This is a genomic window from Paenibacillus sp. FSL L8-0340, from assembly GCF_038593145.1.
Taxonomy (GTDB): Bacteria; Bacillota; Bacilli; order Paenibacillales; family Paenibacillaceae; genus Paenibacillus_AQ.
This window is the reverse complement of the sequence record NZ_CP151967.1, coordinates 2787346-2811305: the sequence shown is the minus strand read 5'-3', so window position 1 is coordinate 2811305 and position 23960 is coordinate 2787346. Positions and strand designations below refer to the sequence as shown.

Genomic DNA, 23960 nt, shown 5'->3' with positions numbered 1-23960 from the left:
ACCTTCCAAGAATGCGCTTCCAATTCATAAAATAAAGTTCTTCCCCCCAAAAAATACGATAGAATGTAAGCGTTTGTTATTAATGGATGGAGTGATGCTTACAGAAAGGTTATTTCTGCGGGTGAAGCAAAAGCAATGCAGGACGATTTCAAGAAACGTCGATTGCATAGCGGAAATGGATTTGTCTCAATCGAAGCCCTTGCCAAGCGAAAAAAGGCTGGCGTTAATACGCCAACCCCAGCCAGAACTGTTCTATTATACAGACGCCCCCCTGGCAGGTGAATATAGTCTTGGAGCAGGATTTTCGTCCATTTGGTTAAGTCAGGCAGGTTGTCCACTATTTATTCTAATTGCACTGAGTCCGAATCCGTCAGAAAAGCTGACTTTATCCTTCTTTCCTTACCGGGTGAACGTATAGGAGCATCCGGCTTCTCCTGTGAACGAAACGGGGGCAAGACCGGGAGCTTCCAGGCAGCAAGGACCGGAAACTGTGCAGGTCACAACAGCTTCCGTAACAAACCCCTCCGCCCAGGTGAAACCGAGGGTATATCCGCCCCTCGCCCGCAGGCCTTTGACGCTCCCCTCACTCCAGCTTGTCGGCAGCGCGGGCAGCAGCTTGATTCCATCGGCATGGCTTTGCAGCAGCATCTCGGCAATCCCCGCCGCTCCTCCAAAATTCCCGTCAATCTGGAACGGAGGGTGGTTGTCAAACAGGTTGGGCAACGTAGAATGCTCCAAAAGAGCGCGGACGTTTGCATAGGCTTTGCCCTCATCCTTCAATCTGGCCCAAAAGTTAATAATCCAGGCCCGGCTCCAGCCGGTGTGACCGCCGCCGTTCGCAAGCCTGCGTTCCAGCGTCGTCCGGGCGGCTTCAGCCAGTTCTGGCGTATGCTCCACGCTAAAGGAGTCGCCGGGATAAAGTGCAAAAAGATGGGAGATGTGGCGATGCCCCGGCTCCACCTCTTCATAATCCTCCATCCACTCCTGGATCTGGCCATATTTCCCGATTTGTGGTTTGGGAAGCCGCTCCAGAGCGGAGGTGAGTTCTTCGCGGAACGCCTCGTCCCTGCTGATAATCTCTGCACTGCGGATGCAGGCTCCAAACAGCGCTTCTATTATCTGAAAATCCATCGAAGCCCCGGCGCAGAGCACTCCCGACTCGCCGCTTGGCAGCTTATAGGTGTTCTCAGGGGAGACGGACGGGCAGGTAATCAGCCGGCCTTCGGCGTCTTCCATCAAATAATCAAGCAGGAACTGGGCCGCCTCCTTCATCGTCTCATACGCCTGTGCCAGAAAATAATGATCCTGGCTGAACCGGTAATGCTCCCAGAGGTGCAGGCACAGCCAGGCTGCCCCCAACGGCCAGAAAGAAGCCGGCAGGTAGGTATCCTGCGGAGCTGTGTCTGCCCAGATATCCGTATTGTGATGTGCTGTGAACCCCTGGCAACCGTACATAACCCTGGCTGTGACCCTCCCTGACTCCCGCATCCGCTCGATCAAATCAAACAGTGGCTCATGGCATTCAGCCAGGTTGCAGATTTCCGCAGGCCAATAATTCATTTGCGCATTGATATTGATCGTGAATTTGCTGTCCCAAGCTGGGGTGAAGCTGTCATTCCAGATACCCTGCAGATTCGCGGGCAAGGAGCCTTGACGGCTGGAGGAGATAAGCAAATAGCGGCCGTACTGGAAATAGGTCGCTATTAGCTCATTGTCCTCCTCTCCCTTCCGGAGCAGTTTCAGCCGTTCGTCGGTCGGTAAAGCACGTTTATTTGGGATCTCCGGCAGTGCCAGCTCAACTCGTCCGTACAGTCCGCGGTAATCTGCGATATGCCGGGCCAGCAGATCTTCGTAAGGAACCTGGCTCAGCTCTTCCAGCCGTCTTTTGGCATAAAGCTCCGGATCAGGATGGCGAAACGTGGTTCCTGCGGCCAGCAGTAGCGTAACCGAGCATGCACCATCCACAAGCAAATACTCGCCAATGGTCCGGCAGCTACCTTCTTCCGTGACAGCCTTTAAGACAGCGGCAAAGGAGCTACCCCCTTTGCCGCCGCAATCTCCGCTCATCGCCAGTCCGCTGTTCTGCCATTTCTCTGTTTTCTCCAGGTATCTCCAGCTGTGACGGTTAAACCTCGCCTTCAGGGAAACCCCTTCCTTATTACCGGTGGAAATCCGAATGACAATGGCCTGATCCGGGTAGCTAGCAAACATCTCGCGGGTATACCAAACCACACCGATCCGGTAACTAATCCGGGATACGCCGCACTCCAAATCAAGCTCTTCTGTAGTCATCGGCAGGCTGTTCGTGACCTCCGAATGACAGCAGTAGCTCACCCAGCGGCAAATAATGCCGCTGCGCTTCGGGCAGTCCCGCCATCGACATTGAAGCCAGTTTCTCCGCCTCCAAGAGCCTTCCCTCCAGAATCAGCTTGCGAATCTCGGGTAAATGAGGCAGCGCGTCTTCGTTGTTGCGATCACGCGGACCGCCGTACCATACGGAATCCTCATTAAGTTGCAGCTTCTCCTCGGCTGCACCGCCAAAAATCATAGCACCGAGCCGCCCGTTTCCAATCGGCAAAGCCTCGTTCCATTCTCCCGCCGGTTGTCTGTACCACAACTGCTGCTTATGTTCCATGCTTGTCATGATTGTTACGCTCCTTAAATCTGCCTAATAGTATTGAACATAGCGATACTATATCGTGATTAGTCCAGCTCTACCAGCGCCTTAATCATCTTCGATTCAGGCTTGAGCCAGTTCTCGAACTGGCCAATCATGTCTGCGAACGCACTGCGGTGGGTAATGTAACTGCCGACATCGATGTAACCGTCCTTGATGGCATCAAGCACACGTTCAAAGTCCTCCCGAGTGGCATTTCTGCTGCCCTGCACCGTCATTTCGCGCGCATGAAAATCGGGATCATTGAAGGTAATCATGCCTTTCACCAAGCCAACATAGGTCAAAGTTCCTCCATGGCCGACAAGCCCAAAGGCACTTTCCATGGATGAGACGTTGCCGGTGGAATCGATGACATAGGGCAGTAAATTACTTTCCGTAAGCTTGGACAACTGCTCCTTTGGCTCGCGTAGTGCGCTCACCGTATGCTCAGCCTGCGCCCACACCTTGCAAAAGTTCAGACGTTCGTCATTAACATCCATCGCAATCACCTGTGCACCTGTGTATCTGGCCATAGCCATCACGCCCAGTCCGATCGGTCCGGCACCGATAACGAGTACCTGATCGCCAGCACCAAGATCCGAGCGCCGGACGGCATGCGCGCCAATCGCCAGCGGCTCCAGCATCGCCGCCTGATCCAGCGTCAGACCTTCCGTCTTCAAAAGATTACGGACGGGCAGGGCCGCCCGCTCCTGCATTCCGCCGTCCAAATGGACGCCGAACACCCTCATCTTCTGACAGCAGTTCGTTTTTCCGCTCAGGCAGGCCCGGCACTCGCCGCAATGAAGATATGGAATGACGCTGACCTGGTCGCCAACCCGTAGCCCCTCCGGGTTAGCGCCAATGTGCTCAATCGTCCCGGACAGCTCATATCCAAGCACGCGCGGGTAGGTGAAATAAGGCTGGTTCCCCCGGTACGCATGCAGATCGGTTCCGCAAATGCCAATCCGCCGAATCCTTACAACCGCTTCTCCGGCCTGGGGCTGCGGCTCCGGCAGATCTTCCCTGTACACGAATTTTCCAATTTCCTCGCAGATAATTCCCTTCATTATAATTGCTCCCCGATCCGATCTTGCCCTTCATTCCACTCCGGCCGGCCGCTCGGCCATGTTACGCCGTCAATGGGCTTCAGAATTTTCAGCACTTCCTCCAGCAATTGTTCATCCATTGGCTCTTCCGTCCACAATATATTGTTACGGATATTTTCCGGTGTCGCCGTGCTAACCAATGTTGTCGGAATCTGCTCATTCGCTGTGGAAGAACAAGCAGTACAAATATACCCTGCCTCCTGAGCACGCTGAAATAATAGAAAGTGAAATCGATGCAATTCACGAGGAATGGGAGCAGAGGCGCCCGGACGGTGGCCATGCCATGGCACTCTGCTCCATCTCGTGCTGCTTCACTTAAACCGGTATTGCTTGCCGCAGGCCGCTGAGCCGGGCGCCCCGAACGCATTGGTCCCGGATTGGTTCCGTGAAGCGCTCGCCTATATAAACGACCATTTAGACCGGCCGCTGGAGCTGGGTTCGCTGGCGAAACGGGCGGCCGTATCTCCGGCCCATTTCAGCCGCGTCTTCAAGCAACGGCTGGGTATGAACGCGACCGATTATATTTCGACCAAACGGATTTTTGCGGCCAAGGATGGCTTGCTCCATCCAACGACAAAATCGAGCAAATTGCCATCCCCTGCGGCTTTGAGAGCATGCCCCATTTTTACCGCACGTTTAAAAAATATACGAACATGACTCCCGCAACTTACCGTAAGGGCAACAGGCCACACTAAGGCACTCGGGTGCAACCAGGAATGCCGGGCCGAACATTAACTGATCATCAATCTGATGAGTGCGTACATCTTCCCGTTAATCGAAGGCCAAGTGCGCGAAACATCGTACCATATGCTTCGCGTTCATCGCATGTAAGTCTTCCGGTCTTTAGCCATCGGACCAGCTAACCGGCAAGAAAAAAAAGTCAGCACAAGAGTATACCCCGAGCGCTGCTTTCTTTTTAAAAAGTTTTCGAATTCCCCTTGGGATTATTCCAAAGTAAATGAGGCCAGACTGGCACCGCCATTGCCGGTATACGTAAAATACAGTGCTTGTACACCGTCCGGAATAGCCAGTTCAGTAGAGTATTCCTTCCAGACATTTGCAAACCCTACCGGTATCCGTCCGAGAGCCGGTCCGTCCCACGACGTTTTTATTTCAAACTCGCCCTGGCAATATCCGCGCACCTTGATTTTGATTTTGGCGACTCCCTCGCACGAGAAATATTTAAAACCGGCGGTAGCCGAATCAGTCATATTGGCAATATAGCCGATTTCCTCGTCGCCATCCCTGCCGTCCTGTGTAATCTTCGGAAACCGGCTGTCCATCCATGCTCCGGTCCGTCCAAAGCCTCCGGTGTACATTTCCTGATCTTTGCAGAACAAGTGGCAGGCAAGATATGCCGGATATTCACCCCGGCCCTCGAGCGGCCCTCCGTTCGGACCGCAGGATGTTACCTCCACCTGGGGAATAGTGCCATCCCCGCGGAATTCCATCCTTTCGATGCAGCCCTGCCGGCAGAATGCCGTCCCGTTGGTGTGCCGGTGATAAAAAATGTACCATTCGCCGTTGATTTGGGCGATGCTGCCATGGTTATTGCCGCCATAACACATCGGCTGGTCCGCCGGCTTGTACGTATCGATATGAAGATCGCAATTGCTGACAATGACTCCCTGGTAGGTGAAATCTCTCGTCGGATGCTTGCTGGTCGCATAGCACAGCTCATGCATGGAGATCGAGGAATAGATAAGGTAGTAGGTATCTCCCCTTTTGCGGATGGAAGGCGCTTCAAAGAACTCGTAACCTTCGAAGCCGCTCCCCTTGCTGTAGGGCTGGCTCGGCGCAACAAATACAGGTTCTTTAACAATTGTGAGCATATCCGGGCCAAGCACCGTTGCCATTGCGCCATGTCTGGATTGGTCTCCATACGCGCAGAATCCGGTGTACAGGTAGGTGTTCTCTCCTTCGGTCAGTACGCCGGGGTCAAACTGCGGCTCGTCGCCTTCCCGCTCTCCAAGGCGTGTTCCATCGGCATATCTGACATAACCGTAGAACATATACTTGCCGCCCGGCTTGTCGCAGACAGCCACCGAAACGACGGGAACCTTGTCCAGTACATAGTAGAGATAATACCGACCGTCCGGCCCCACGGTGACATCGGGAGCATACAGGCACATGCTGCCTTCAGGATTAAACGGGTCATCCGTAGTCCGGTAGATTACGCCCTCATACCGCCAATCGGCCAGATTGTCCTCCGGTGCCGACCAGCAGACATAGTCATTCAAGCAAAAAGCGTGTCCGTTAAAACGGTCATGCGAGCCATACACATACACTCTGCCTTCAAAAACATGCGGCTCGCCGTCGGGGATATATTCCCAAGACGGGAGATACGGATTGAATCCTTGTTTTATTGCCATCGCAATTTCATCCTTGTCATTTATTGATTTTGTCTGTTTATGTGTGCATTCTTCGCCGGTGCCATCAAGGTCACAAACGGCCTCTTTGACATAAAGCTCCTTGTGCAGTTGAACCAGACCATGATTATGAAAGGTAACCAGATCCGGGGAGGTCCACAGAAGAATATGTCCTCTGCTTTCTACGTCATCATCTCCCAATGCATCAACTCTGACCGTGACAATGCCGAAAGAGCCGCTGTCAGCCGTGCGGAACAAATTCGGGTTTAGCGAACAGTATGCCATAGTTCCGGTTCAAAGCTTGAAATCCGTTATTATCATCCGCGCAGGCAAAATGAACGCTGTTGCTGAGAGACTCGGTGTAGTCCTGGTTAGATTTGCGTCTACAGACTGTAAGCTTCCTATGATTTTCCACCCTATTCCTACCCATCACCCTTACATTTTTTTTGCTTCACGGTTTGTCCATTACAGTATAGTGAAACACCTTGATCGAAGTCCATGACATATAGCCACTTAACATTGATCTATTCTTAGATGTTCCGGAAATGATTTGCGGTGTGGAGAACCAGGCCTGAATCATCTATAAATTTCAAGGAAAACTCTTTAATTTCTATACCACCGCTTATGTTAGACTTTGAGAAAACCATATCCAATGGAGGATTGTTATGAACATCTTCCTCTTCCTAAGAACGGAATGTCGGAGAGGCGATCCGATGTGGGATCCGGCGACCAAGCTGATTAAGTTCGTTCCTGAAACTCCTTTCAGCGATCCCTCTTACCATCTGCCGCATTTCTATGAATTATTTGCCCTGCAGTCGGACGAACAGGACAGAGCGTTCTGGAAAAACGCGGCTGCCAGAAGCAGAGCCTATCTGCAAAAGGCTTGCCATCCGGAAATCGGCATTTCCCCCGAATATAAAGGTATGGCTGTTGTTCAACAAAAAATATCGCACATAATTCTATGTATCCTATTACATAATACACCCTCTATCGTTACAGCTCTTACACTCTCAGCCCAACTACTCATTGGCTTTAATCTTTTTTATTATTACTTCGTTTTCTTCTATTATTACTTGATATTCAACAATTTCCTCTTTACCAAATACTTCGTTAAATTCTTTACTCACCGAGTAATTTTTCTTCGGATTTAATGTAATCTTAAATGTCTGTTTCCCATCTTCCACCCGGAACTTCGCAACTTCCCCAGGTTTGATATTACTATCGATTAAAGAATTAATTAGCGTGGTATCTTTTTGTTTAACAGTAACAACTACGCTTTTTAAATCCAACGGGCTATTATTAGTAATCATTAAGTTGTATTCTTCATTCTCTACTACCTCTGTATCACTTGATCTGTCACACGCAGATAATAAGACTATAAGCAATGTAAGAACAGTTACTAATCTTATCCTTGTCAAAATGATCACCTCTCTGCTCTGTTAGTTTATTGTGTTGATTGAAAATTGAAAAAGCATATTGGTTATACCAGCCGAGGTACACCAATCACTTATGATATCAAAATCTTCAATGGACAACCTCTCTAGAACGATACCTTTAGTATTATTCGTCATAAAAGAACACTTACCTTTAATTGAAACTAACCTGCCCGTGGGACTTGAACCCGGGCGCTATAGTGTAACTTCAATGGACAATCCAACTTGGACGTTGCCAAGATTGAGCTGAAAGAGAAAACTCCATACAAAAAGCAGCGACTCTCCTTTAGAGAATCGCTGCTTTTTTTCTCATTTCATTATTATTATAGCTGCTCATTATCATTTCTCGGCGCAAATCATGAACATCGGTGTTGAACGGTTCAATACTTGCTGCTTCTCATCCAGTACTATGGCGTTCAGGTTCTCTTCTGTATATACAACGGAGAAACCCTCTTCCTTGAGGGTCCGTACATCCCACTCCGGACGCCACTCTCTGGTCAGCGGCAATAAAAGGCTCAGACGGTCAGTCTCCTCGATGTCCTTGTGATGCGGAAGCTCACCAAAACCCCTGTCTATGTAGGCCTGCTGATCCTCGGCATGCTTCAGCTGCATCTCTTCGTCCCACAGATGACGGTTCCAGTTGGCATCGAAAACCAGCAGCCTTCCCTCCGGCTTGAGTACTCTTCTCCATTCCTTGTACGCTGACTGCGGATCGGCAAGGCTCCAGGTGACATTGCGGCATACGATCAGATCGAAGCTCTCCGCTGCAAAGTCTAGCTTGTGTGAATCCATCTTGCGGAAAGTAACGGGGACACCTTCCCGTCTGGTATGTGCTCTCGCTTCTTCCAGCATATTGTCTGTGCAGTCGACCGCAGTGACCAGATGCCCGGCACTGGAGAGAATCACAGAGAAGAAGCCGGGACCGCAGCCAATATCAAGAACATGCAGTCTATCCTTCTCCGGTGCATTCGCCAGGATAAGCTTCAGCCATGCTTCCCGCTGGAACCCGTTCAGTTCCCGCTGAATGCCTTCACTATACAGCTCTGCTTCACCTTCCCAATATGTTTCTACTTCCTGCTGGATACTCATGTATCATTCACTCCTTCTTGGCTATAATCATGAACCGGTTTACATTCTGGTAGCCGTATTTCAAATAATTGAGCGGCATCGCACGGGCAGGAATAAAGTTCCGCTGAACATCTATGCTGCGGAATCCGGCCCGTATCAGCGCTTTCTCATCGGCCTCAGGCCGCAGTACATTAACAAACGGCAGCTCGCTTAGCATACTTTTATCCTTATTACTCCGTTGCCGGATTCTCTTCTCTGTAAGCAGAATCAGTGTCCAAGACAAGGCATACCATAGTCTGCGAAATACCGTCCTGCTCTCGTTATACAAATAATTACCGTCAAAAATAATCAGGGTCCCTCCAGGCTTCAGAATCCGGTACCACTCGGCATAAGCCTTCTGTGGATCGGGCAGCGTCCATACCACATCCCGGCAAACTACTGCATCAAAGCTGTCGTCCAGTTCAGCATGCAAATCCGCAGCATCGCCGACATAAGCAGGAACATTGTATCCAAAACGTTCAAAATTCTGTGAAGCTCTATAGATCATCCCCTGAGATGCATCAACGGCTGTAGGCAGATGTCCCATTTGCGATAAGAGGATGGAGAAAAAACCAGGCCCGGTTCCCACATCCAGCACCTTTTGCTGGGACTTGATTCCCAAGCCTTTTGTAAGCAGCTGTTTCCACAGGTTAATGGTTGTCTTGCTGCGGAATTGGGTCTGTATGACTTTGTCATAACTCTCCGAGCTTGAGGTCCAATACTTCGAAATTTCTCTCAACATCATTCTCCACCTATATCCAGCTGATTCCAGAAGATTGGCGAGAAGGTGGTATACCCGGCTTTGAACCCTGTTACTCTCTTGTTCACTGCCAGGATATCATCAGGGAAGTATATAGCAGCAAACATGGCCTCCTGGTACAGCTTGGTGAAAATAGAGTCATAAGTGCTCTGGCGTTCCTGCAGATCGGTTGTACCTACGGCCGTGTCAATCAGTGATTCCAGTCCAGCATCTGACCAGACCACAGCAGGTGCTTCCTCAGTTTCATGGAATAGAGACTGGAGGAACGCATGCGGATTATATGCATCATCGTAGGTCCGGTACATGATCAGATCATAAGCTTTGGTTGTCCATAAGGCATCGTAATAGGCATTAGGCTCCAGAACCTGAAGATTCACAGCAATCCCAATCTCTTTGAGTTCGGACTGAATCAGCTCACTGATCGATTTCCATTCCGGAAATTCAGCCTGCTGCAGTACAAAGTTCAGCTCAAGCGGCGTACCAGCCTTCTCGGCAATTCCATCTCCGTTTGAATCACTATAACCTGCATCCGCGAGAAGCTGTTTCGCATCCTCCGGATCGAAGCCGTACCAGGTATTATTGGAATCCGTCACATAAGGAACAGTCTGCGGGAACAACCCTTTAGCTTCACTGCCGATGCCATCCATCAGATCATTGACGATGCTTTTTTTGTTAATAGCCAAATTAATGGCTTTACGCACATTCAGATCTTGCAGAGCGGGTGTATTGTAGTTGAAGATCATGAAGTGAGAGTTTGTTCCAGGTGCTTTTTGCAAGCTCAGTGAGGAAGCCGCTTCGATCACGGGTACACTTTCCACCGGAATCTTACCCATTTGTCCCCCGGCAATGTCTATATCCCCGCTTTGCAGCGCCAGTACTCTGGACTGCGGGTCAGGAATGACCTTCAGAATGATTGTGGACAGCTTCGGCATTTCTCCCCAATAATAGGGATTTCTGACGAGTACGGCTTCCTGATCGGTTGTGAAGCTCTCGGCCATCCATGCCCCGGTTCCAATCGCTTTGATGAATTTGCCGGTAACATCCCCTGCAGGCTCCACCGCGGAAGGGCTGATCATCCGTACTGGTCTTGCAAAGGAAAGCTCTGTCAGGAAGGGATAATAAGCTTTGGTGAAGGTCATGGTAATCGTATGCTCATCCACAACATCAATAGATTGCATCGCTGTAGCCACATTCAACGAATTGGCCGGATCTTTAATCCAGCGTTCAAAGGAGAATTTAACAGCTTCAGCATTAAACTCCGTACCATCTGAGAATTTGACTCCTTGGCGGAGATGAAAAGTATATACTTTTCCATCTTCGGAAATATCCCAGGACTCCGCAAGAGCCGGCAGAATTTCGCCCTTTTCTCCGTACTCCACCAATCCGTCATATATCATCGCATGCACATTCATCGAGCCCTTATAGGCACCGGCGTCCAGCTGATCCATACCGGCATCAGCCGATATAGCAACAGTGATTACCTTGTCCTGAGCGTTGGCTGCTTGTGCGGCTTCATTATTGGCAGTGTTATTCGAACCAGCCGTAGGAGTGCTGCTATTGTTGTTGCTGTTGCTGCAGCCTGATGTCACCATAATTACCGCAAGAAGCATTAAGAATAATAGTTGTGTTAATAAGCTGTTTGTCTTTGAATTCGTTCTCATTCCCAGTACTCCCCTTCTCCATTTAACATCATCAGAACGGCTGTAGTGCCAAGCTCTGCTTAGACCTTTTTTCTTAACCTGGGGTCCTGCACTGGTACTGATGACAGCAATGTTCGTGTATAAGGGTGGCTCCCTTGCTGCATGATATGCACACCTGATTGCTTCTCCACAATTCCCCCTTGATACATCACAGCCACACTGTCGCACAAACGGCTTACAACGGACAAGTCATGTGTAATGAAAACATAGGCTAATCCCAGCCCTTGCTTCAACTCCAGCAGCAGATCCATCATTTGCTTCCGCAAGGTAACATCCAGACTCGAGAAGGGTTCATCACATACAATCAGCTCCGGCCGCAGCGCGATCGCTCTGGCAATCCCTACCCTCTGCTGCTGGCCGCCGCTGAGTTCATGCGGATAGCGGCGGATATGCCGCTGTTCCAGACCCACAAGATCGAGCGTATCTGTTACCACTTTCCTGAGGTTTTCGGCCTTGCCCGTTCCGTAGTTTCGCAGCGGCTCGCCGATAATCTGCTCTACTGTAAACAAAGGGTTAAAGGAAGCGAGACTATTCTGAAACACCATCTGCATATTGCTGCGGATCATACGCATCTTGCTGTGGCTCCAATCCGTATAATCCGTGCTTCGGTACAGAACCCTTCCAGAGGACGGTTTCTCCAATCCCAGCAGAATTCTGGCCAAAGTGCTTTTACCACACCCGCTTTCACCTACAAGTCCCAGGCTTTCACCGGCCTCAAGACTGAGTGACAGATTGTTCACGGCTTGAACACTCTTGGCCTTATGTGTGAACCACCCCCTTTCCGCACTATACCTTTTGTTCAGGCTTACCGCTTCCAATAGCTTCATAGCTCCCACCTCCTTTGAATTTATGTGTTATTACAGTTGTTATCTGCATTCCATCAAATACTTAGTATATGGATGCACTGGATTCGAAAAGAGTTCAAACACGTCTCCCGATTCCACGATCTTCCCGGACTTCATCACATATACATAATCTGCGAGCTCAGCTACAACGCCGAGGTCATGTGTGATCAGCAAGATGCCGACATGGTTCTCCCATCTAATTCTGTCCAGCTCTTTGAGAATCTGGGCTTGAATGGTTACATCCAGTGCTGTTGTAGGCTCATCTGCAATAAGCAGGCGTGCACCTGAAACCAGTGCGATGGCGATCATTACCCGCTGACACATGCCACCGCTGATCTGAAAAGGATATTTATTGAAAAGCCGAACAGGTTCGGCCAAGCCTGCTTGCTGCATCTGCCTCAAGGCAAGCGCCTTAGCTTCTTTTCCCGCTACCCGCTTGTGCAGCATAATCGTCTCCATAAGCTGCCTGCCAATAGTCAGCACCGGATTTAGCGCATTCATGGGATCTTGAAAGATAACAGCCATTTCTGTTCCCCGGAACTTCCTTAACTGGCGGCTGGAGCACTCCAGAAGGTTGTTGCATCCCAGCCGGATTTCTCCGCTCTCAATAATGCCTGGCGGGTCTACTAATCCTAAGATGGACATTGCCGTAACACTTTTGCCGCTGCCGCTCTCACCGACAAGTGCTACAATTTGCTGCGGCTTCACTTCGATGCTGACATCATCCACAGCCATAACTTTTCGACTCCCTGTATGGAAGCTGGTACGTAAATGACTGACTTTCAGCAGTGCAGGTCCTTCCATCATCTTCTGAATCCCCACTTCCCTATAGTAACGGAATCATGCTCTGACCGGCGCAAGCCCTCCCCCAGCAGATTAAAGCCCAGGACAGCAAGCATTATCGCCAGTCCGGGGAACAGCATTAGACGCGGCTGCGTCTGAATGTAGGCGCGGCTGTCGTTCAGCATAATCCCCCATTCCGGTGTTGGCGGCTGGGCTCCCAAACCCAGAAAAGACAAACCTGCAATCGAGAGTATAATTGTACCCACCTCCATAGAAGCAAGAACCAGAATGGGTCGGGCAGCGTTCAGCAGGATATGCCTGAGTACGATTTGCAGATGGAGAGTGCCTGACGCTTTGGCTGCCAGAATATATCCACTTCCCTTAATTTCAAGCACCATGCTGCGGATCACCCTGGCGTACCCCGTCCACCACACTGCGGCAAATGCGATTAACAGGTTCTTCATACTGGGTCCCAGCATGGCTGCAATAGCAAGGGATAGAATCAGGCTCGGAAAGGCAAGCAGGATGTCGATGATCCGCATCATCAAGTGATCGATCTTTCCGCCAACGTAACCGGCAAGAAGACCAACCGGAATGCTGATCGCAAAAACAACGATCAGTACTATGAATGAATAATACAGGGATGTCCGGGTTCCATAGATCAACCGGGATAAGACACAGCGTCCCAGATGATCGGTACCGAGCGGATATTGCCAGGAAGGCATGCTCAATTTGTGTTCCATGTGAATCTGTAGCGGATCAGAGGGTGACAGCCAGGGGGCGAAGAGTCCTATACAAATGAATAAGAGCACTATGCCCGCTCCCAACCGGGCTCCTGTATTCTTAAATAAGCTAATACGAAACATGACAAGCGGCTCCTTTTACAGCTTCACCGCAGCCTGATTCGAGGATCCAGCAGCAGATGCAGCAGATCCACTGCCAGGTTAATCAGGACAACGACAACAGCCATCAATAATACGTAACCCTGAATGACAATATAGTCCTTCCCAAAAATAGCCTCAACGGCATACTTGCCGATCCCCGGCCAGGAAAATATAGTTTCAACAATAACAGAACCGCCGAGCAGCCCGGCTATGTTAACACCGAGGAGGGTAAGACTCGGAAGAAGCGCATTGCGGAGTGCATGACCTGTGATAATCCTCCATTCCTGCAGTCCCTTGGCTCTGGCTGCCGTGATGTACGGCTTGCCCAGAACGTTCAGCAGACTGGAACGAATCAAACGGATATAGACTCCTGCCATACCAAAGCCTAGTGTAAATGCAGGCAGAATTACACTGGCAGCCCCCTCCATTCCCGTAACAGGAAACAGTTTGAGCTTCACTGCACCATAATAAATCAGGAGCAGACTAAGCCAATACCCTGGCATTGAAACACTGAGCAGTGCAACTACTCTGCCCAGCCGATCGGGCAGTCTCCCCGGATACAGTGCTGAGCCCACTCCAAGAGGCAGGGCAATAAAAATTGCAGCCAATAAGGAACAGGTGCTGAGCAGCATTGTCGCCGGGAAACGATTCATTAGCTCCGTGAACACGGGACGGCTGCTGCTGTAAGATATCCCTAAATCGAGATGGAGCACCCGGTACAACCAATGAAAGTATTGCATATGTATAGGACCGTCCAGACCAAGTATATGCCTGGTCGCTTCAATAGCTTCACGTGTAGGCTTGATGCCGTCAACACGCAGCATAATCTCCGCCGGATCACCTGGCGTTAAGTGCATAAGCGCAAAGGTAATGCAAGAGATGCCTAACAGCACGGGGATCATCTGCAGCAAACGCTGCAACAGATAACGAATGATGGCATTCAACTCCAAATTATTAATCGTAATTATTACGATTATATCACAATAATTTTGAATTAGTAGTCTTAAAAATATTTATTTCATGTTTATCCATAATAATTACGATTATGACAAGTCTACTATTTTGGTAAATCCCCCGACTCCTGCCGAAGAAACGCCTGCTCTCCACGATTCATAAAATCAAAAGGGAACGAAATAAAAAATAAGACCTATGCCACTTTTTTTGTGGTATAGGTCTTTCCAACATTTCTATTAAATGCTGTCATCATTCCAAATATCTATCAAAGAAATTATGATTGCAGGGACATTTTTGTGTAACAATAATCAGGCGGTATCTACTGAAACCCCACAATGGTAACTGCATTCAGTTAGCTACAATGCATTATGCTAATGAAATTAGGACAGTAAACAATGTTCCCAATCTCACGAATAATAATCTTGTAGATGAGAATCATCTAGTACCTTGACCGATTTTAATTCTAGTTTTATGCTCTACCTATAAGAAGAATATGGGAGGGCTAGTAGATGAACAAAAAATACGAGATTCGACTTGAACCGAAAGAACGCGAATGGATCGAACAACTTCTCCATGCCGATTCGACGTCGCCCGGCATTCGCCGCCGCTGTCTCGTGCTGCTGCTTTCGGACGAAAATCAAGGTGTCATCCCCAAACAGACTGAAATTGCCAGTCGTTCAGGAGTCAGTAATGTGACAGTCTATTACACGGTAAAAGACTATTGCACCCGCGGGTTGGATCAGACGCTCCGTTACCGTCGACGCGATGAGCCGGCACGTCCTTCACCGATCACAGGTGAAGTGGAAGCCCGAATTATTGCGCTAGCTTGTTCCGAGCCTCCAAAGGGGTACGCTCGCTGGACCATTCGTTTGTTGACGCGTCGAGTCATCGAACTGAATATTTTGGAATCTGTCGGACGAGAAACCATTCGGACGACTTTAAAAAAACAAAACTTAAACCTCACCTGAAAAAACAATGGTGCATTCCCGCCAAATCGAGCAGTGAGTTCGTCGCTCGGATGGAAGACGTCCTAGAGACCTACGCCCTTGCGTATGACCCTGATATCCCCCTCATTTGTATGGATGAACAGCCGATCCAACTGCTCAATCATTCACGGCCTCCACAAACCATGAAGCCTGGACAGGTTCTACGAGAAGATTACGAATATGTTCGCAAAGGAAGCTGCAGCCTGTTTCTGTTCACGGAGCCGCTCGCCGGGTGGCGTCACGTGCAGGCTTCGGAAAGACGGACTAAATCCGATTGGGCTCTGCAGATCCAGGAGTTACTGGAGGTCTACTATCCAGAGGCGAAACGGGTTCGGCTAGTGATGGACAACTTGAATACTCATACGATCTCGTCCTTGTATGAAACCTTTGCACCTGAACACGCATTAGCCTTGGCAAAACGGCTCGAGATCCATTACACCCCTAAGCATGGCAGCTGGTTGAATATCGCAGAAATTGAACTCAGTGTTCTGACGATTCAATGCCTGAACCGCCGAATTGCCTCCATTGAAGAATTGCAAGTCGAGGTGTCCGCTTGGGAAACCGAACGCAACCGAATCCAGAAATCCGTCGATTGGCAATTTACCACTGAGCAAGCACGAGGCAAATTAAAGCATTTATATCCTGAAATTTGATCTGGTCAAGGTACTAGGATGTGTCTGAAAACTAAATAACATGGTAAGATTTGAGAAAACGAATGGGGCGTCAAGCATGATTCAAAGACGGTACGAAATAAGCGATGAACAGTGGGAACAAATTAAGAGCATGTTTCCACCCTACAAAACAGGACGTCCGTCAAAATTAAGTGAAAGAACCATGTTTAACGCTTTTCTATGGATCGCTCGAAGTGGTGCTGCCTGGCGCGATCTACCGGAGGAACGCTATGGTCCATGGAAAACGGTCTACAGTCGCTTCTGCAAGTGGCGAGATACCGGACTGCTTGTTGCGATCTTCCAAGCGCTTCAGGTCGAACCTGACTTTGAAATCTTGAGCATTGATTCGACATCGCTCAAAGCCCATCAACATAGTGCCGGTGCTAAAAAAACGCCCCAGGACACGAAGTGAATCGGCACATCGGCGTCAGTCGTGGCGGAAAGACAACCAAACTTCACACCGTCGTCGATAGATTAGGAAATCCCCTCGCTTTTCTTCTGACGGGAGGTCAAATCTATGATTCAGTACCTGTCATTGATTTACTTCAGCAATTTGATATTACGGGAAGCCATATTCTTGGCGACAAAGCCAATAGCTCAGAGGCGATTAAAAGAAACCTACATCATAACTGACCGCTCAACTGCAGTCAGTTATGATGTAGGTCTTCCAAGTGGACAAGCCTAATGATTAATTATAATGGCGGCTGCACCAATAACAACTTCCCAAGCTGGATCACCGTTTGATCATACCAATCTGGATGCTGCCGAACATGCTCTCTACCTCGTTCATTGCCGCATGCCTCAAACACGGCCGCTTTGTCTGTCTTCTCGGTATCGACTTCGAAGCGAACCGTATGTTTCCCATTCGGGAGCTCCGGCAAAAATACATACTGATTTCGATTATGATCGTTGTGTAGTGTGAATCGATCGACAATAAAGGGTTCTCTACCATCCACCGACACCTTCAATCTGCCAGAATCAGGCCCCCCGATATCGAATAACCCGATGTGGGTTCCCTCGAACTGCACCGTAATAGCCTCTCCAGGATCGACTGCTCGCCACAGGCCGGGAAACAACCAATTGTACTCGCGCACTAAAGCACAATCATCGGGAGTCATGTAAGACCATCCTGCGGAAAAATCGGTAAGACTATCCAGTGACTGCATGGTCGCATACTCCCAAGGATTAGCCGGGACCAACGGATTCTGAGGTAAGTGATGTACTGACCTTCCCGGATGATCTTGAAGTTCTCTAATTTTCTCAAATGACCGGGTGATCGTATCCGTGTAAATCTGGTGTCCTTCGGGAATAGTCGGATGGATCGAATCATGTGTAAAAATAACGGCTCCGGGGATGGATACGCCTTCCCTCGAGGTGAAAACGAGTTTTCCTTCCGATACCAAATGACTGACGGCTACGCCCAGATGAATCGAAGGAATACCGTAATAGTCGGCCACTTCCTCTTGCATTAGAGCCCCCTTCTGGTATTCCCCAGACTGAAATAAGGCCACATCCCGCTCCTTCAGCGTATAAACGAACAGGATATCGGTAAACCGGCTCCGCTTGCGGATCTGACGGACAATCCCTTCGATCCGCGCCTTAGATTCGCGATCTCCGCCATCATTACCAACAAATTCAACAAATACTAGATCAGGCCGATGACGCAGTACATCTGTCTCTAAACGGGCACAGCCCAAATCCGATCCTGTCCCATTAATGCCTGCATTCACAGAGCGGATATCCGCCTTAGGATATTGCTTACGAAGCCAATCCGCCGTCATGACCCTGTAGCCTTCAGAACGCGTATTACTGCCGCCGAAATAGACGATTGTTACGGTATCCCCATTTTCCAATTTTTGAATTATATTGGGGAGCCCTTTACGAGGGAATAATTCCTTCATCGTGACTTCACCTGTCCTCATTTATCGTTTTTAGGAGCAAACCATTTTACAGCAAACACTTCAAAATAAGGCGAACCATAAGTTGCACAGAAATTAATCCGGATTCGGGTTACACCTTTTGCATCCATCTTATGTTTATTCAAGGTGAGATAATTTCCACGAGTTATGATTGTCCTCTCAGTTCCGTCTTCTAAGGTCAAGGTCATATCATAATCTTGGATAAGGGACTCAATCGGGTCGTTGAAATGCTCCAAATCCAGCTGCGAATTAAAAACAAGATGGAGTTCGTCCAGATTTTTGGGGCTGGCAAAACAGAATTCCAACCATTCCTGTCCTTCCGTATGTTCAGAAATCCAGCCGTTCGGTTGGCCATAAGGTCTGGAGTAGCCATTGACGACATTCTCAGGACTATACATATTCTGGGATGGTAACAGATCCTTGAAGCAAATGCTCTTATTAAATTTCTTCAGTCTGGACGGCTCTTCCGGTATATAATAGAAGCTGACAGCTCCTGTCATTTTCTCTTCATTGCCGTATACGGCAAGGCTCGCCGTACCTTCCAATACGATGTAGATTTTGTCGTCAGCCGGTTTCCTGCAGCTCAAGTCTAGCGTAATCCAGTCGTCATTACCGGCTGCAATAACCATGCGGTAGTCTTTCAACTCGCTGGTGGGAATATAATTCTCCTTCCGTTCCCCGCCAAACAGCTTCACATGCAGTGTTTCCGAATGCTCGGACCTATTTTTAATTTTGATCCGTACGCTTTCAGCCACGGATGTCTGAATCGGCAAGACCAAACATAACCCTTTCTCCAAGGAAATCACTTCGGATGGATAAAGATTGTCATAGCAGCGCTGAGACGAAGCACGAATAGTTAAACCGTCAGCGAAGTAAGGATCCAATTCCTCTTGAAGCCCTACAATCGTTTGCCCGTCTCGAAGCAGCAGCGCCTGCAGCTCCCCCATATGAGATTCGACTATGGCCGCGGGGTCTATCTCATATTTCAAGCATAACGAAGCAGCCGTTCCAACCGCCTGCCCCATACAACCGCAGGTTGCCATTACCCTTGTAGATCCGAAAGCCACATGGGTAGCACTTATATTGCGACCAGCGAACATGAGATTAGGAATATTTCGTGAATATAAACTGCGGAAAGGGATATTGTACAATCCTGGCACGAAATTCCAAGCTGTAGCCGGCCCCTCATCGTAGATGCCCTTATTAGCATGTAAATCCATATACCATCCACCGACGGATACAGCATCTTCGAAATGCGGCTTTGCTGTAAGATCGTTCTGAGACAACATGTGATCCCCAATAAACCGCCTCGACTCCCGCTTTCCTGGAATCGGGCATACATAATCCAAGATGAGATTGTCCACATCATCAAATTCGCCGCTATTTTTGATATAATCCCAAATCCCGTACACCAATTTTCGCAGCTCCAACGCGATGTCTTCATTATTCTTGATAATATCCATATGTCCGCCGTATTCCAACCACCACAATCCGCCAAGCCCGTTGATTTTTCTTGGAAAAGCCCGATGGTTTAAGCCTTTTCTGATACTATCGAAAAAGGCCAACTTCGTAATATCATACGCAAAGCCAGGTCTTTGGTATGGAACGGAATATTCTACGTCACGGGCTTGAAACAGAATCGTATCGCCCATGGTGTAATGGTCCGCCAGCTCAGGAGCCAATTCTTCCTTGTATTCATGCTTCGCCTCTCTCCCCCATCGGAAGAGAGCCCCTGCCTGATATCCGACAATTCCGTCTCCGGAGCAATCGATATAGGTTCGGCTTTCAAAATGGAATTTTCTTTCGGAAGCTAATTGAAGGCCCTCCACCCATTGAATTCTGCCGTTCTCCATGCCCGTTTCATGCACGCATGTATTCAGATATAGAGAAATGTTAGCCTCATCATAGACCATATCCAATAAGACCGTATCCGAAAGCGAAAGCATAAGCTTCTTGTTGTATAACGGATTATAGTGAAAAATCTTCAACTTGAGTTCTTCCACCAACCCGCCCTCGCGTGCATAATAGGATGGACTATTCCCGAGATATGCCGACCCGTTGATATGAACCCTGACCTCGCTGCTCGCATTTCCCCCAAGAACCGGTCGATCATTAATAAGTGAAACCTGCAGCCCTTGGCGTGCGGCAGCAATGGCAGCGCATATCCCAGCAATACCTCCGCCTACGACGGTTACATCTGCTTTAATAAGCTCCATTTTGATACCCTCCATGATTAGATCCTTCTATCATGTTAAGCCTTTTGAAGCCCTTTTTTTTACATGATTTCGCGAAAAAATTATACATTTTTTGCAACGTTATTTGGATTCATACCGTGTCATTTTTATCCGATATTGCTTAGGAGTATCACCTGTATATTCTTTAAATAATTTGCAAAAATAACCTTCATTCACAATTCCTACTTCCTCGCACAATTCCAATAAAGAATAATCCTGAACATTTAACAGCTCGAGCGCTAATTGAATTTTTTTACGATTGATGTAGCTGATAACGCCCTCGTTCATTGTTTTTTTGAATAAGCTGCTAAAATACGATGGAGCTAAATTCACTTCCTCGGCAATCGCCTCGAGCGTTAATCTCTGCTTCAGGTTATTCTCTATAAACCGTATAGCACTCATAATTTCTACACGATGTAAAAGTTGGCCTGCGTGTACATATTCGAAGGTGAAATCGCCAATATAGGCAAGCTGCTCCCGGAAAGTCATAAATTCTATGGGAAACTCTGCTACTTCCGTCGTCAACTTGTTCCCCGATTTAAATTTCACAGTAATGTCTCTGTATAAGTCTCGTAGCATAGGCGCCATGATAGACTTATGGATTTTATGGTCCGTTACAAATTGGTTCAGATCAGCAAATGCTTTCTCCAGCTCTTCCTTGGAAACCTTTCTTTTCACCCCAGCAAGAAATTCAGCCAGTTTCTGCTGAAATTCTTCTTCTCTATCATTATGGTAATGGAAGCGATGCATAGGTGTTTTTACTACTTTCTCTGTATGATAATAGAAATCATCACTCACATTTTGTGCTTCCGTGTAAGCTTGTTTGATGGATTCCCAGCCTCGGTGCGGACCTCCAAAAGCGACAGATACCCTTTGATTCAAATATTGATGCAAATGGGAGACGATTTGACTACCTAATGAATGGCAAGCATATTCTGTGTCCATATCGCTGCGATTATTTTCCCAGGAAAGAAAGCCAATAAAACGATTATCGGATAGATCTGCAGCTACGCCTCTGCCACCATTCACCAAAGTTTCTTCGATTACATTCGTAATCGCATATTTCAAGATGTTTTGATCAGACGCTGAATATTCGTTTCGGAAACTTTCATACATATTCATTTCAACAATGAAGCAGCAATAGTTGGCTTGAAAGAAATGGAACTGCATGCGATTGGCAAAATCCGATGCCCGATGAGAAGGAATTTCGCCTCTGATAAGCTCGTTAAAAAATTGCTTGCGGACTCTATATTTATTTTCAAGCACGGATATGTTTAACGATTGAAATTCCACTTCTTTTTTCTTAACCTCATTTAAAATCCCGGCTGCCTTATCTAAAGCTCGATCCAAATCCGCGTCCCTAAGCGGAACCTTAACGATGTACTCCAATACGTTCGCTTGAATAGCTCTCTGGGCGTATTCAAAAGATGAATAGGCGGTTAAAAGAATGTATTGGGTATGGGGAAGTTTTGGTTTTAGCTGCTCAATCATGGAAATTCCATCCATTCGCGGCATAACGATATCAGATATCACGATATCCGGCTTAAGCTTTACGATCTCCTCTATCCCCTTCAGCCCATTATTCGCTTTTCCCACTAAATGAAATCGCCTTTCCCTATGGGAGAGCCCGTTAAAATACAATTCCAATCTCTGAATGATTAGATCTTCATCGTCAACAATAAAGCAGGTGTAGTCTCTCACCATCATGCATCTCCTTTAAATAAGCCTGCTGGGAATAAGGCGCGAACCCGAGTTATTTCCTTAGGTATGCTTATGATTTGGAGCCCAAACTGTTCTCCGTAGTGAAGTCTGATTCGGCCATGAATATTATTTAACCCGATTCTTTTCCTTTTCACTTCCACATCACTTGGTTCTGAAATTAAAATATGCTTTATTTTATCAGTTGGAATACCCTCGCCTTGATCAACTACTTCTATGATGACGGTGCCGCCCTCCCTGTACGCATGAATAGTAATTGGGCCTTCGATCCCCCCTCCGTTATAACCATGGAAGATGCTATTCTCCACAAGGGGCTGCAGCAGCATTCGAAAAACTGGAAAATCTATTAACCCTGCTTCGATATTTTCAATCAAGTGGAAGTTCCTGTTATAGCGGATATTCTGGATAGCGATATAGTCCGATACATTTTGCAATTCCTGACGTAGTGAAACCTCTTCCGAAGCTTCGGCTATCCCATATTCCAATATTGAAATGAGAGACTCGATCACCACATCTACTTTCTCTATTTGTCCGAGTCGTATGACATTGCTGATAGAACCAAGCGTGTTATACAGAAAATGCGGGTTTATTTGAGACTGCAGCACTTGAATTTCAAGCTTCCGCTCAAGTTCATTATGAAGCTCCGCTCCCCGAATCAGTTCCACAATTTGCTGCAGCATACGATCGAATGCCCGGGAGAGATCTCCAAACTCATCGTTTCGGTTAATTGATATAGTAGTTGTTAGGAGGCCTTGCTCCACCCGCTTCATTTTTGTTTTAAGCGCATAGAGTGGGGTCCTTATATATTTGGCAATAAAAAAGGAAATGAACAGGCTTAAGAGAAAACCTGCAGCTAGAAGCCCGATATAATAGGTTTCCAATCTGGACAAAGCAGCTTTCAAGCGTGATTCATCGTTGATCGAGATGATGGTCCAGTTGAATTTCTCAGTCGGTTTTTTCAGAAGGGAGACCGGAATACCATCCTTGGTATGCAGTTGAAGGCTTGTTTCTGTAGTATCCAGAAGTTGTTCCGCTGACGTTTCCCCGATTGAAAAAGTATGATCTTGAATATTCAGCGGTCCTTTATTTTCCGAAAATCCGGCAATGATTTTTCCCGATGCGGTGATTAGAGCCAAGTTCATTTGTTCTTTTTTATTAATCTTGAACAAGGTTTCTTCAATGGCATTTAGATCTAAATCTACCGCAATGGCCATAGGAAACGGAGCGCCGTTCAGATATCGAACCATCGTAACTGTCCAGCCGGAATATTTAGATTTGTAAGGATCACTGACAAATGTAGTCCTTCTGTTCTTGTCAGCTGCATCAAACAAAGGTTTTCTTTCAGATAAAGGTTCATCGAATATTCGGGTAGGTGTACTTCCGCCTAGAATGGATAAATCGCTTTTGATCAAATAAATATTACTGACGTAATTACTGTTGAGTTCATACAGCTCTCTTAATTGCTTTTTAATCACGTCCGTATTGTTAATGTTGGCTTTCACCGATGACTCGACCGAGAACAGGATCGTCTGGAAGGAGGAAAAATTAACTGTGAAATACTGGTCTATCTTGTCAAGTATTTGGTTAGTGTAATAAATGTCAGTGGTTCTTATTTCCTTTTGGACATAGCGATAAGACAATTGGCTTATCAAGATTATGCAGCTTAATACAAATGCAAACACGATAAAAAATAATTTTAAAGGCAAGCTGATTCTTCTTCGCATCGATCATCTTCCTTTTAAATCTGTATTAAACAAATACTAACATATGACAATAAAGAGAGGGGCTATTTACAGCCACTCTCTTCGTTTAAAAGATAAGAATTTATATGCTT

20 protein-coding genes and 3 pseudogenes are annotated in these 23960 nt (G+C 47.7%); 6 read left to right on the top strand and 17 right to left on the bottom strand.

What is annotated here, in order from left to right; translation table 11 throughout:
• The first annotated feature begins 82 nt into the window (after window positions 1-82).
• Window positions 83-418 carry a hypothetical protein gene (locus tag NST07_RS12485; protein ID WP_342481666.1) on the top strand — a complete coding sequence of 112 codons (336 nt, stop codon included), beginning with the start codon at window positions 83-85 and terminating at the stop codon, window positions 416-418.
• On the opposite strand, the gene NST07_RS12480 is transcribed toward NST07_RS12485, so the two are convergent.
• The 4 genes and pseudogenes from NST07_RS12480 to NST07_RS12465 form a co-directional block, all read right to left on the bottom strand.
• A complete protein-coding gene (locus NST07_RS12480; RefSeq protein WP_342481947.1) occupies window positions 400-648 on the bottom strand; it encodes a glycoside hydrolase family 95-like protein in 249 nt (82 codons plus the stop codon). The genes NST07_RS12485 and NST07_RS12480 overlap by 19 nt on opposite strands.
• Before the next feature lie 1320 nt (window positions 649-1968).
• A pseudogene (locus NST07_RS12475) lies at window positions 1969-2635 on the bottom strand (glycoside hydrolase family 95 protein); the annotation flags it as partial.
• Window positions 2636-2703: 68 nt separating this feature from the next.
• A complete protein-coding gene (locus tag NST07_RS12470; RefSeq protein ID WP_342481665.1) occupies window positions 2704-3723 on the bottom strand; it encodes a zinc-binding alcohol dehydrogenase family protein in 1020 nt (339 codons plus the stop codon).
• Window positions 3723-3932, bottom strand: a pseudogene (locus NST07_RS12465) (hypothetical protein); the annotation flags it as partial. The pseudogene NST07_RS12465 and the gene NST07_RS12470, both read right to left, overlap by 1 nt.
• Window positions 3933-4011: 79 nt before the next feature.
• Between NST07_RS12465 and NST07_RS12460 the strand changes: the two are divergent.
• The gene (locus tag NST07_RS12460; RefSeq protein WP_342481664.1) at window positions 4012-4419 is read left to right on the top strand and encodes an AraC family transcriptional regulator; all 408 of its coding nucleotides are present in this window, start codon (window positions 4012-4014) and stop codon (window positions 4417-4419) included.
• A 287-nt stretch (window positions 4420-4706) separates the two neighbouring features.
• Here the strand turns inward: NST07_RS12460 and NST07_RS12455 are convergent, their stop codons facing one another.
• Window positions 4707-6134, bottom strand: coding sequence for a family 43 glycosylhydrolase (locus NST07_RS12455; RefSeq protein WP_342481946.1), 1428 nt, complete (start codon window positions 6132-6134; stop codon window positions 4707-4709).
• Window positions 6135-6835: 701 nt separating this feature from the next.
• Here NST07_RS12455 and NST07_RS12450 point away from each other — a divergent pair.
• A pseudogene (locus NST07_RS12450) lies at window positions 6836-7045 on the top strand (xylanase); the annotation flags it as partial.
• Window positions 7046-7150: 105 nt separating this feature from the next.
• Here the strand turns inward: NST07_RS12450 and NST07_RS12445 are convergent.
• The 8 genes from NST07_RS12445 to nikB form a co-directional block, all read right to left on the bottom strand.
• Complete coding sequence (locus NST07_RS12445; RefSeq protein ID WP_342482009.1) at window positions 7151-7441, bottom strand: hypothetical protein; 291 nt, start codon at window positions 7439-7441, stop codon at window positions 7151-7153.
• Between the two features lie 462 nt (window positions 7442-7903).
• A complete protein-coding gene (locus tag NST07_RS12440) occupies window positions 7904-8653 on the bottom strand; it encodes a class I SAM-dependent methyltransferase (RefSeq protein ID WP_342481663.1) in 750 nt (249 codons plus the stop codon).
• Between the two features lie 7 nt (window positions 8654-8660).
• A complete protein-coding gene (locus tag NST07_RS12435) occupies window positions 8661-9413 on the bottom strand; it encodes a methyltransferase domain-containing protein (protein ID WP_342481662.1) in 753 nt (250 codons plus the stop codon).
• On the bottom strand, window positions 9413-11041 hold the full coding sequence (locus tag NST07_RS12430) for a nickel ABC transporter substrate-binding protein (RefSeq protein WP_342481661.1): 1629 nt from the start codon (window positions 11039-11041) through the stop codon (window positions 9413-9415). The genes NST07_RS12435 and NST07_RS12430 overlap by 1 nt, the downstream gene beginning before the upstream one ends.
• A gap of 110 nt (window positions 11042-11151) precedes the next feature.
• A complete protein-coding gene (locus tag NST07_RS12425) occupies window positions 11152-11958 on the bottom strand; it encodes an ABC transporter ATP-binding protein (RefSeq protein ID WP_342481660.1) in 807 nt (268 codons plus the stop codon).
• Window positions 11959-11997: 39 nt separating this feature from the next.
• On the bottom strand, window positions 11998-12783 hold the full coding sequence (locus NST07_RS12420; protein WP_342481659.1) for an ABC transporter ATP-binding protein: 786 nt from the start codon (window positions 12781-12783) through the stop codon (window positions 11998-12000).
• Window positions 12780-13625, bottom strand: coding sequence for a nickel transporter permease (gene nikC / locus NST07_RS12415; protein WP_342481658.1), 846 nt, complete (start codon window positions 13623-13625; stop codon window positions 12780-12782). The genes NST07_RS12420 and nikC overlap by 4 nt, the downstream gene beginning before the upstream one ends.
• A 23-nt stretch (window positions 13626-13648) precedes the next feature.
• Window positions 13649-14587 (bottom strand): nickel ABC transporter permease, encoded by a 939-nt coding sequence (gene nikB / locus NST07_RS12410; protein WP_342481657.1) that lies wholly within the window; start codon window positions 14585-14587, stop codon window positions 13649-13651.
• Window positions 14588-15106: 519 nt separating this feature from the next.
• Between nikB and NST07_RS12405 the strand changes: the two genes are divergently transcribed.
• The 3 genes from NST07_RS12405 (at window position 15107) to NST07_RS12395 (ending at window position 16666) form a co-directional block, all read left to right on the top strand.
• Entirely contained in the window at window positions 15107-15565 is a 459-nt protein-coding gene (locus tag NST07_RS12405) for a helix-turn-helix domain-containing protein (RefSeq protein WP_342479840.1), read from the top strand.
• The gene (locus tag NST07_RS12400) at window positions 15454-16236 is read left to right on the top strand and encodes an IS630 family transposase (RefSeq protein WP_342481933.1); all 783 of its coding nucleotides are present in this window, start codon (window positions 15454-15456) and stop codon (window positions 16234-16236) included. The genes NST07_RS12405 and NST07_RS12400 overlap by 112 nt, the downstream gene beginning before the upstream one ends.
• A gap of 76 nt (window positions 16237-16312) precedes the next feature.
• Window positions 16313-16666: an IS5 family transposase gene (locus tag NST07_RS12395; protein ID WP_342481656.1), complete on the top strand. Its 354-nt coding sequence runs from the start codon at window positions 16313-16315 to the stop codon at window positions 16664-16666.
• A 280-nt stretch (window positions 16667-16946) separates the two neighbouring features.
• On the opposite strand, the gene NST07_RS12390 is transcribed toward NST07_RS12395, so the two are convergent.
• The 4 genes from NST07_RS12390 to NST07_RS12375 form a co-directional block, all read right to left on the bottom strand.
• On the bottom strand, window positions 16947-18107 hold the full coding sequence (locus NST07_RS12390; protein ID WP_342481655.1) for a GDSL-type esterase/lipase family protein: 1161 nt from the start codon (window positions 18105-18107) through the stop codon (window positions 16947-16949).
• Window positions 18108-18172: 65 nt separating this feature from the next.
• Complete coding sequence (locus tag NST07_RS12385) at window positions 18173-20389, bottom strand: FAD-dependent oxidoreductase (protein WP_342481654.1); 2217 nt, start codon at window positions 20387-20389, stop codon at window positions 18173-18175.
• Window positions 20390-20488: 99 nt separating this feature from the next.
• Window positions 20489-22111, bottom strand: a complete 1623-nt coding sequence (locus tag NST07_RS12380; RefSeq protein WP_341378198.1) for a response regulator — start codon at window positions 22109-22111, stop codon at window positions 20489-20491.
• On the bottom strand, window positions 22111-23850 hold the full coding sequence (locus NST07_RS12375) for a histidine kinase (RefSeq protein ID WP_341378197.1): 1740 nt from the start codon (window positions 23848-23850) through the stop codon (window positions 22111-22113). Before NST07_RS12375 ends, NST07_RS12380 begins: the two co-directional genes overlap by 1 nt.
• Window positions 23851-23960: the final 110 nt, after the last annotated feature.

Bases quoted from the DNA above. Each gene is read 5' to 3' on its own strand.
- NST07_RS12375 (WP_341378197.1), bottom strand. From the start codon at position 23,850: ATGCGAAGAAGAATCAGCTTGCCTTTAAAATTATTTTTTATCGTGTTT.
- NST07_RS12485 (WP_342481666.1), top strand. From the start codon at position 83: ATGGATGGAGTGATGCTTACAGAAAGGTTATTTCTGCGGGTGAAGCAA.
- NST07_RS12460 (WP_342481664.1), top strand. From the start codon at position 4,012: ATGGGAGCAGAGGCGCCCGGACGGTGGCCATGCCATGGCACTCTGCTC.
- NST07_RS12480 (WP_342481947.1), bottom strand. From the start codon at position 648: ATGCTGCTGCAAAGCCATGCCGATGGAATCAAGCTGCTGCCCGCGCTG.
- NST07_RS12380 (WP_341378198.1), bottom strand. From the start codon at position 22,111: ATGGTGAGAGACTACACCTGCTTTATTGTTGACGATGAAGATCTAATC.
- NST07_RS12405 (WP_342479840.1), top strand. From the start codon at position 15,107: ATGAACAAAAAATACGAGATTCGACTTGAACCGAAAGAACGCGAATGG.
- NST07_RS12470 (WP_342481665.1), bottom strand. From the start codon at position 3,723: ATGAAGGGAATTATCTGCGAGGAAATTGGAAAATTCGTGTACAGGGAA.
- NST07_RS12385 (WP_342481654.1), bottom strand. From the start codon at position 20,389: ATGGAGCTTATTAAAGCAGATGTAACCGTCGTAGGCGGAGGTATTGCT.
- NST07_RS12435 (WP_342481662.1), bottom strand. From the start codon at position 9,413: ATGTTGAGAGAAATTTCGAAGTATTGGACCTCAAGCTCGGAGAGTTAT.
- nikC (WP_342481658.1), bottom strand. From the start codon at position 13,625: ATGTTTCGTATTAGCTTATTTAAGAATACAGGAGCCCGGTTGGGAGCG.
- NST07_RS12440 (WP_342481663.1), bottom strand. From the start codon at position 8,653: ATGAGTATCCAGCAGGAAGTAGAAACATATTGGGAAGGTGAAGCAGAG.
- NST07_RS12425 (WP_342481660.1), bottom strand. From the start codon at position 11,958: ATGAAGCTATTGGAAGCGGTAAGCCTGAACAAAAGGTATAGTGCGGAA.
- NST07_RS12445 (WP_342482009.1), bottom strand. From the start codon at position 7,441: ATGATTACTAATAATAGCCCGTTGGATTTAAAAAGCGTAGTTGTTACT.
- NST07_RS12420 (WP_342481659.1), bottom strand. From the start codon at position 12,783: ATGATGGAAGGACCTGCACTGCTGAAAGTCAGTCATTTACGTACCAGC.
- NST07_RS12430 (WP_342481661.1), bottom strand. From the start codon at position 11,041: ATGCTTCTTGCGGTAATTATGGTGACATCAGGCTGCAGCAACAGCAAC.
- NST07_RS12455 (WP_342481946.1), bottom strand. From the start codon at position 6,134: ATGGCAATAAAACAAGGATTCAATCCGTATCTCCCGTCTTGGGAATAT.
- NST07_RS12395 (WP_342481656.1), top strand. From the start codon at position 16,313: ATGATTCAAAGACGGTACGAAATAAGCGATGAACAGTGGGAACAAATT.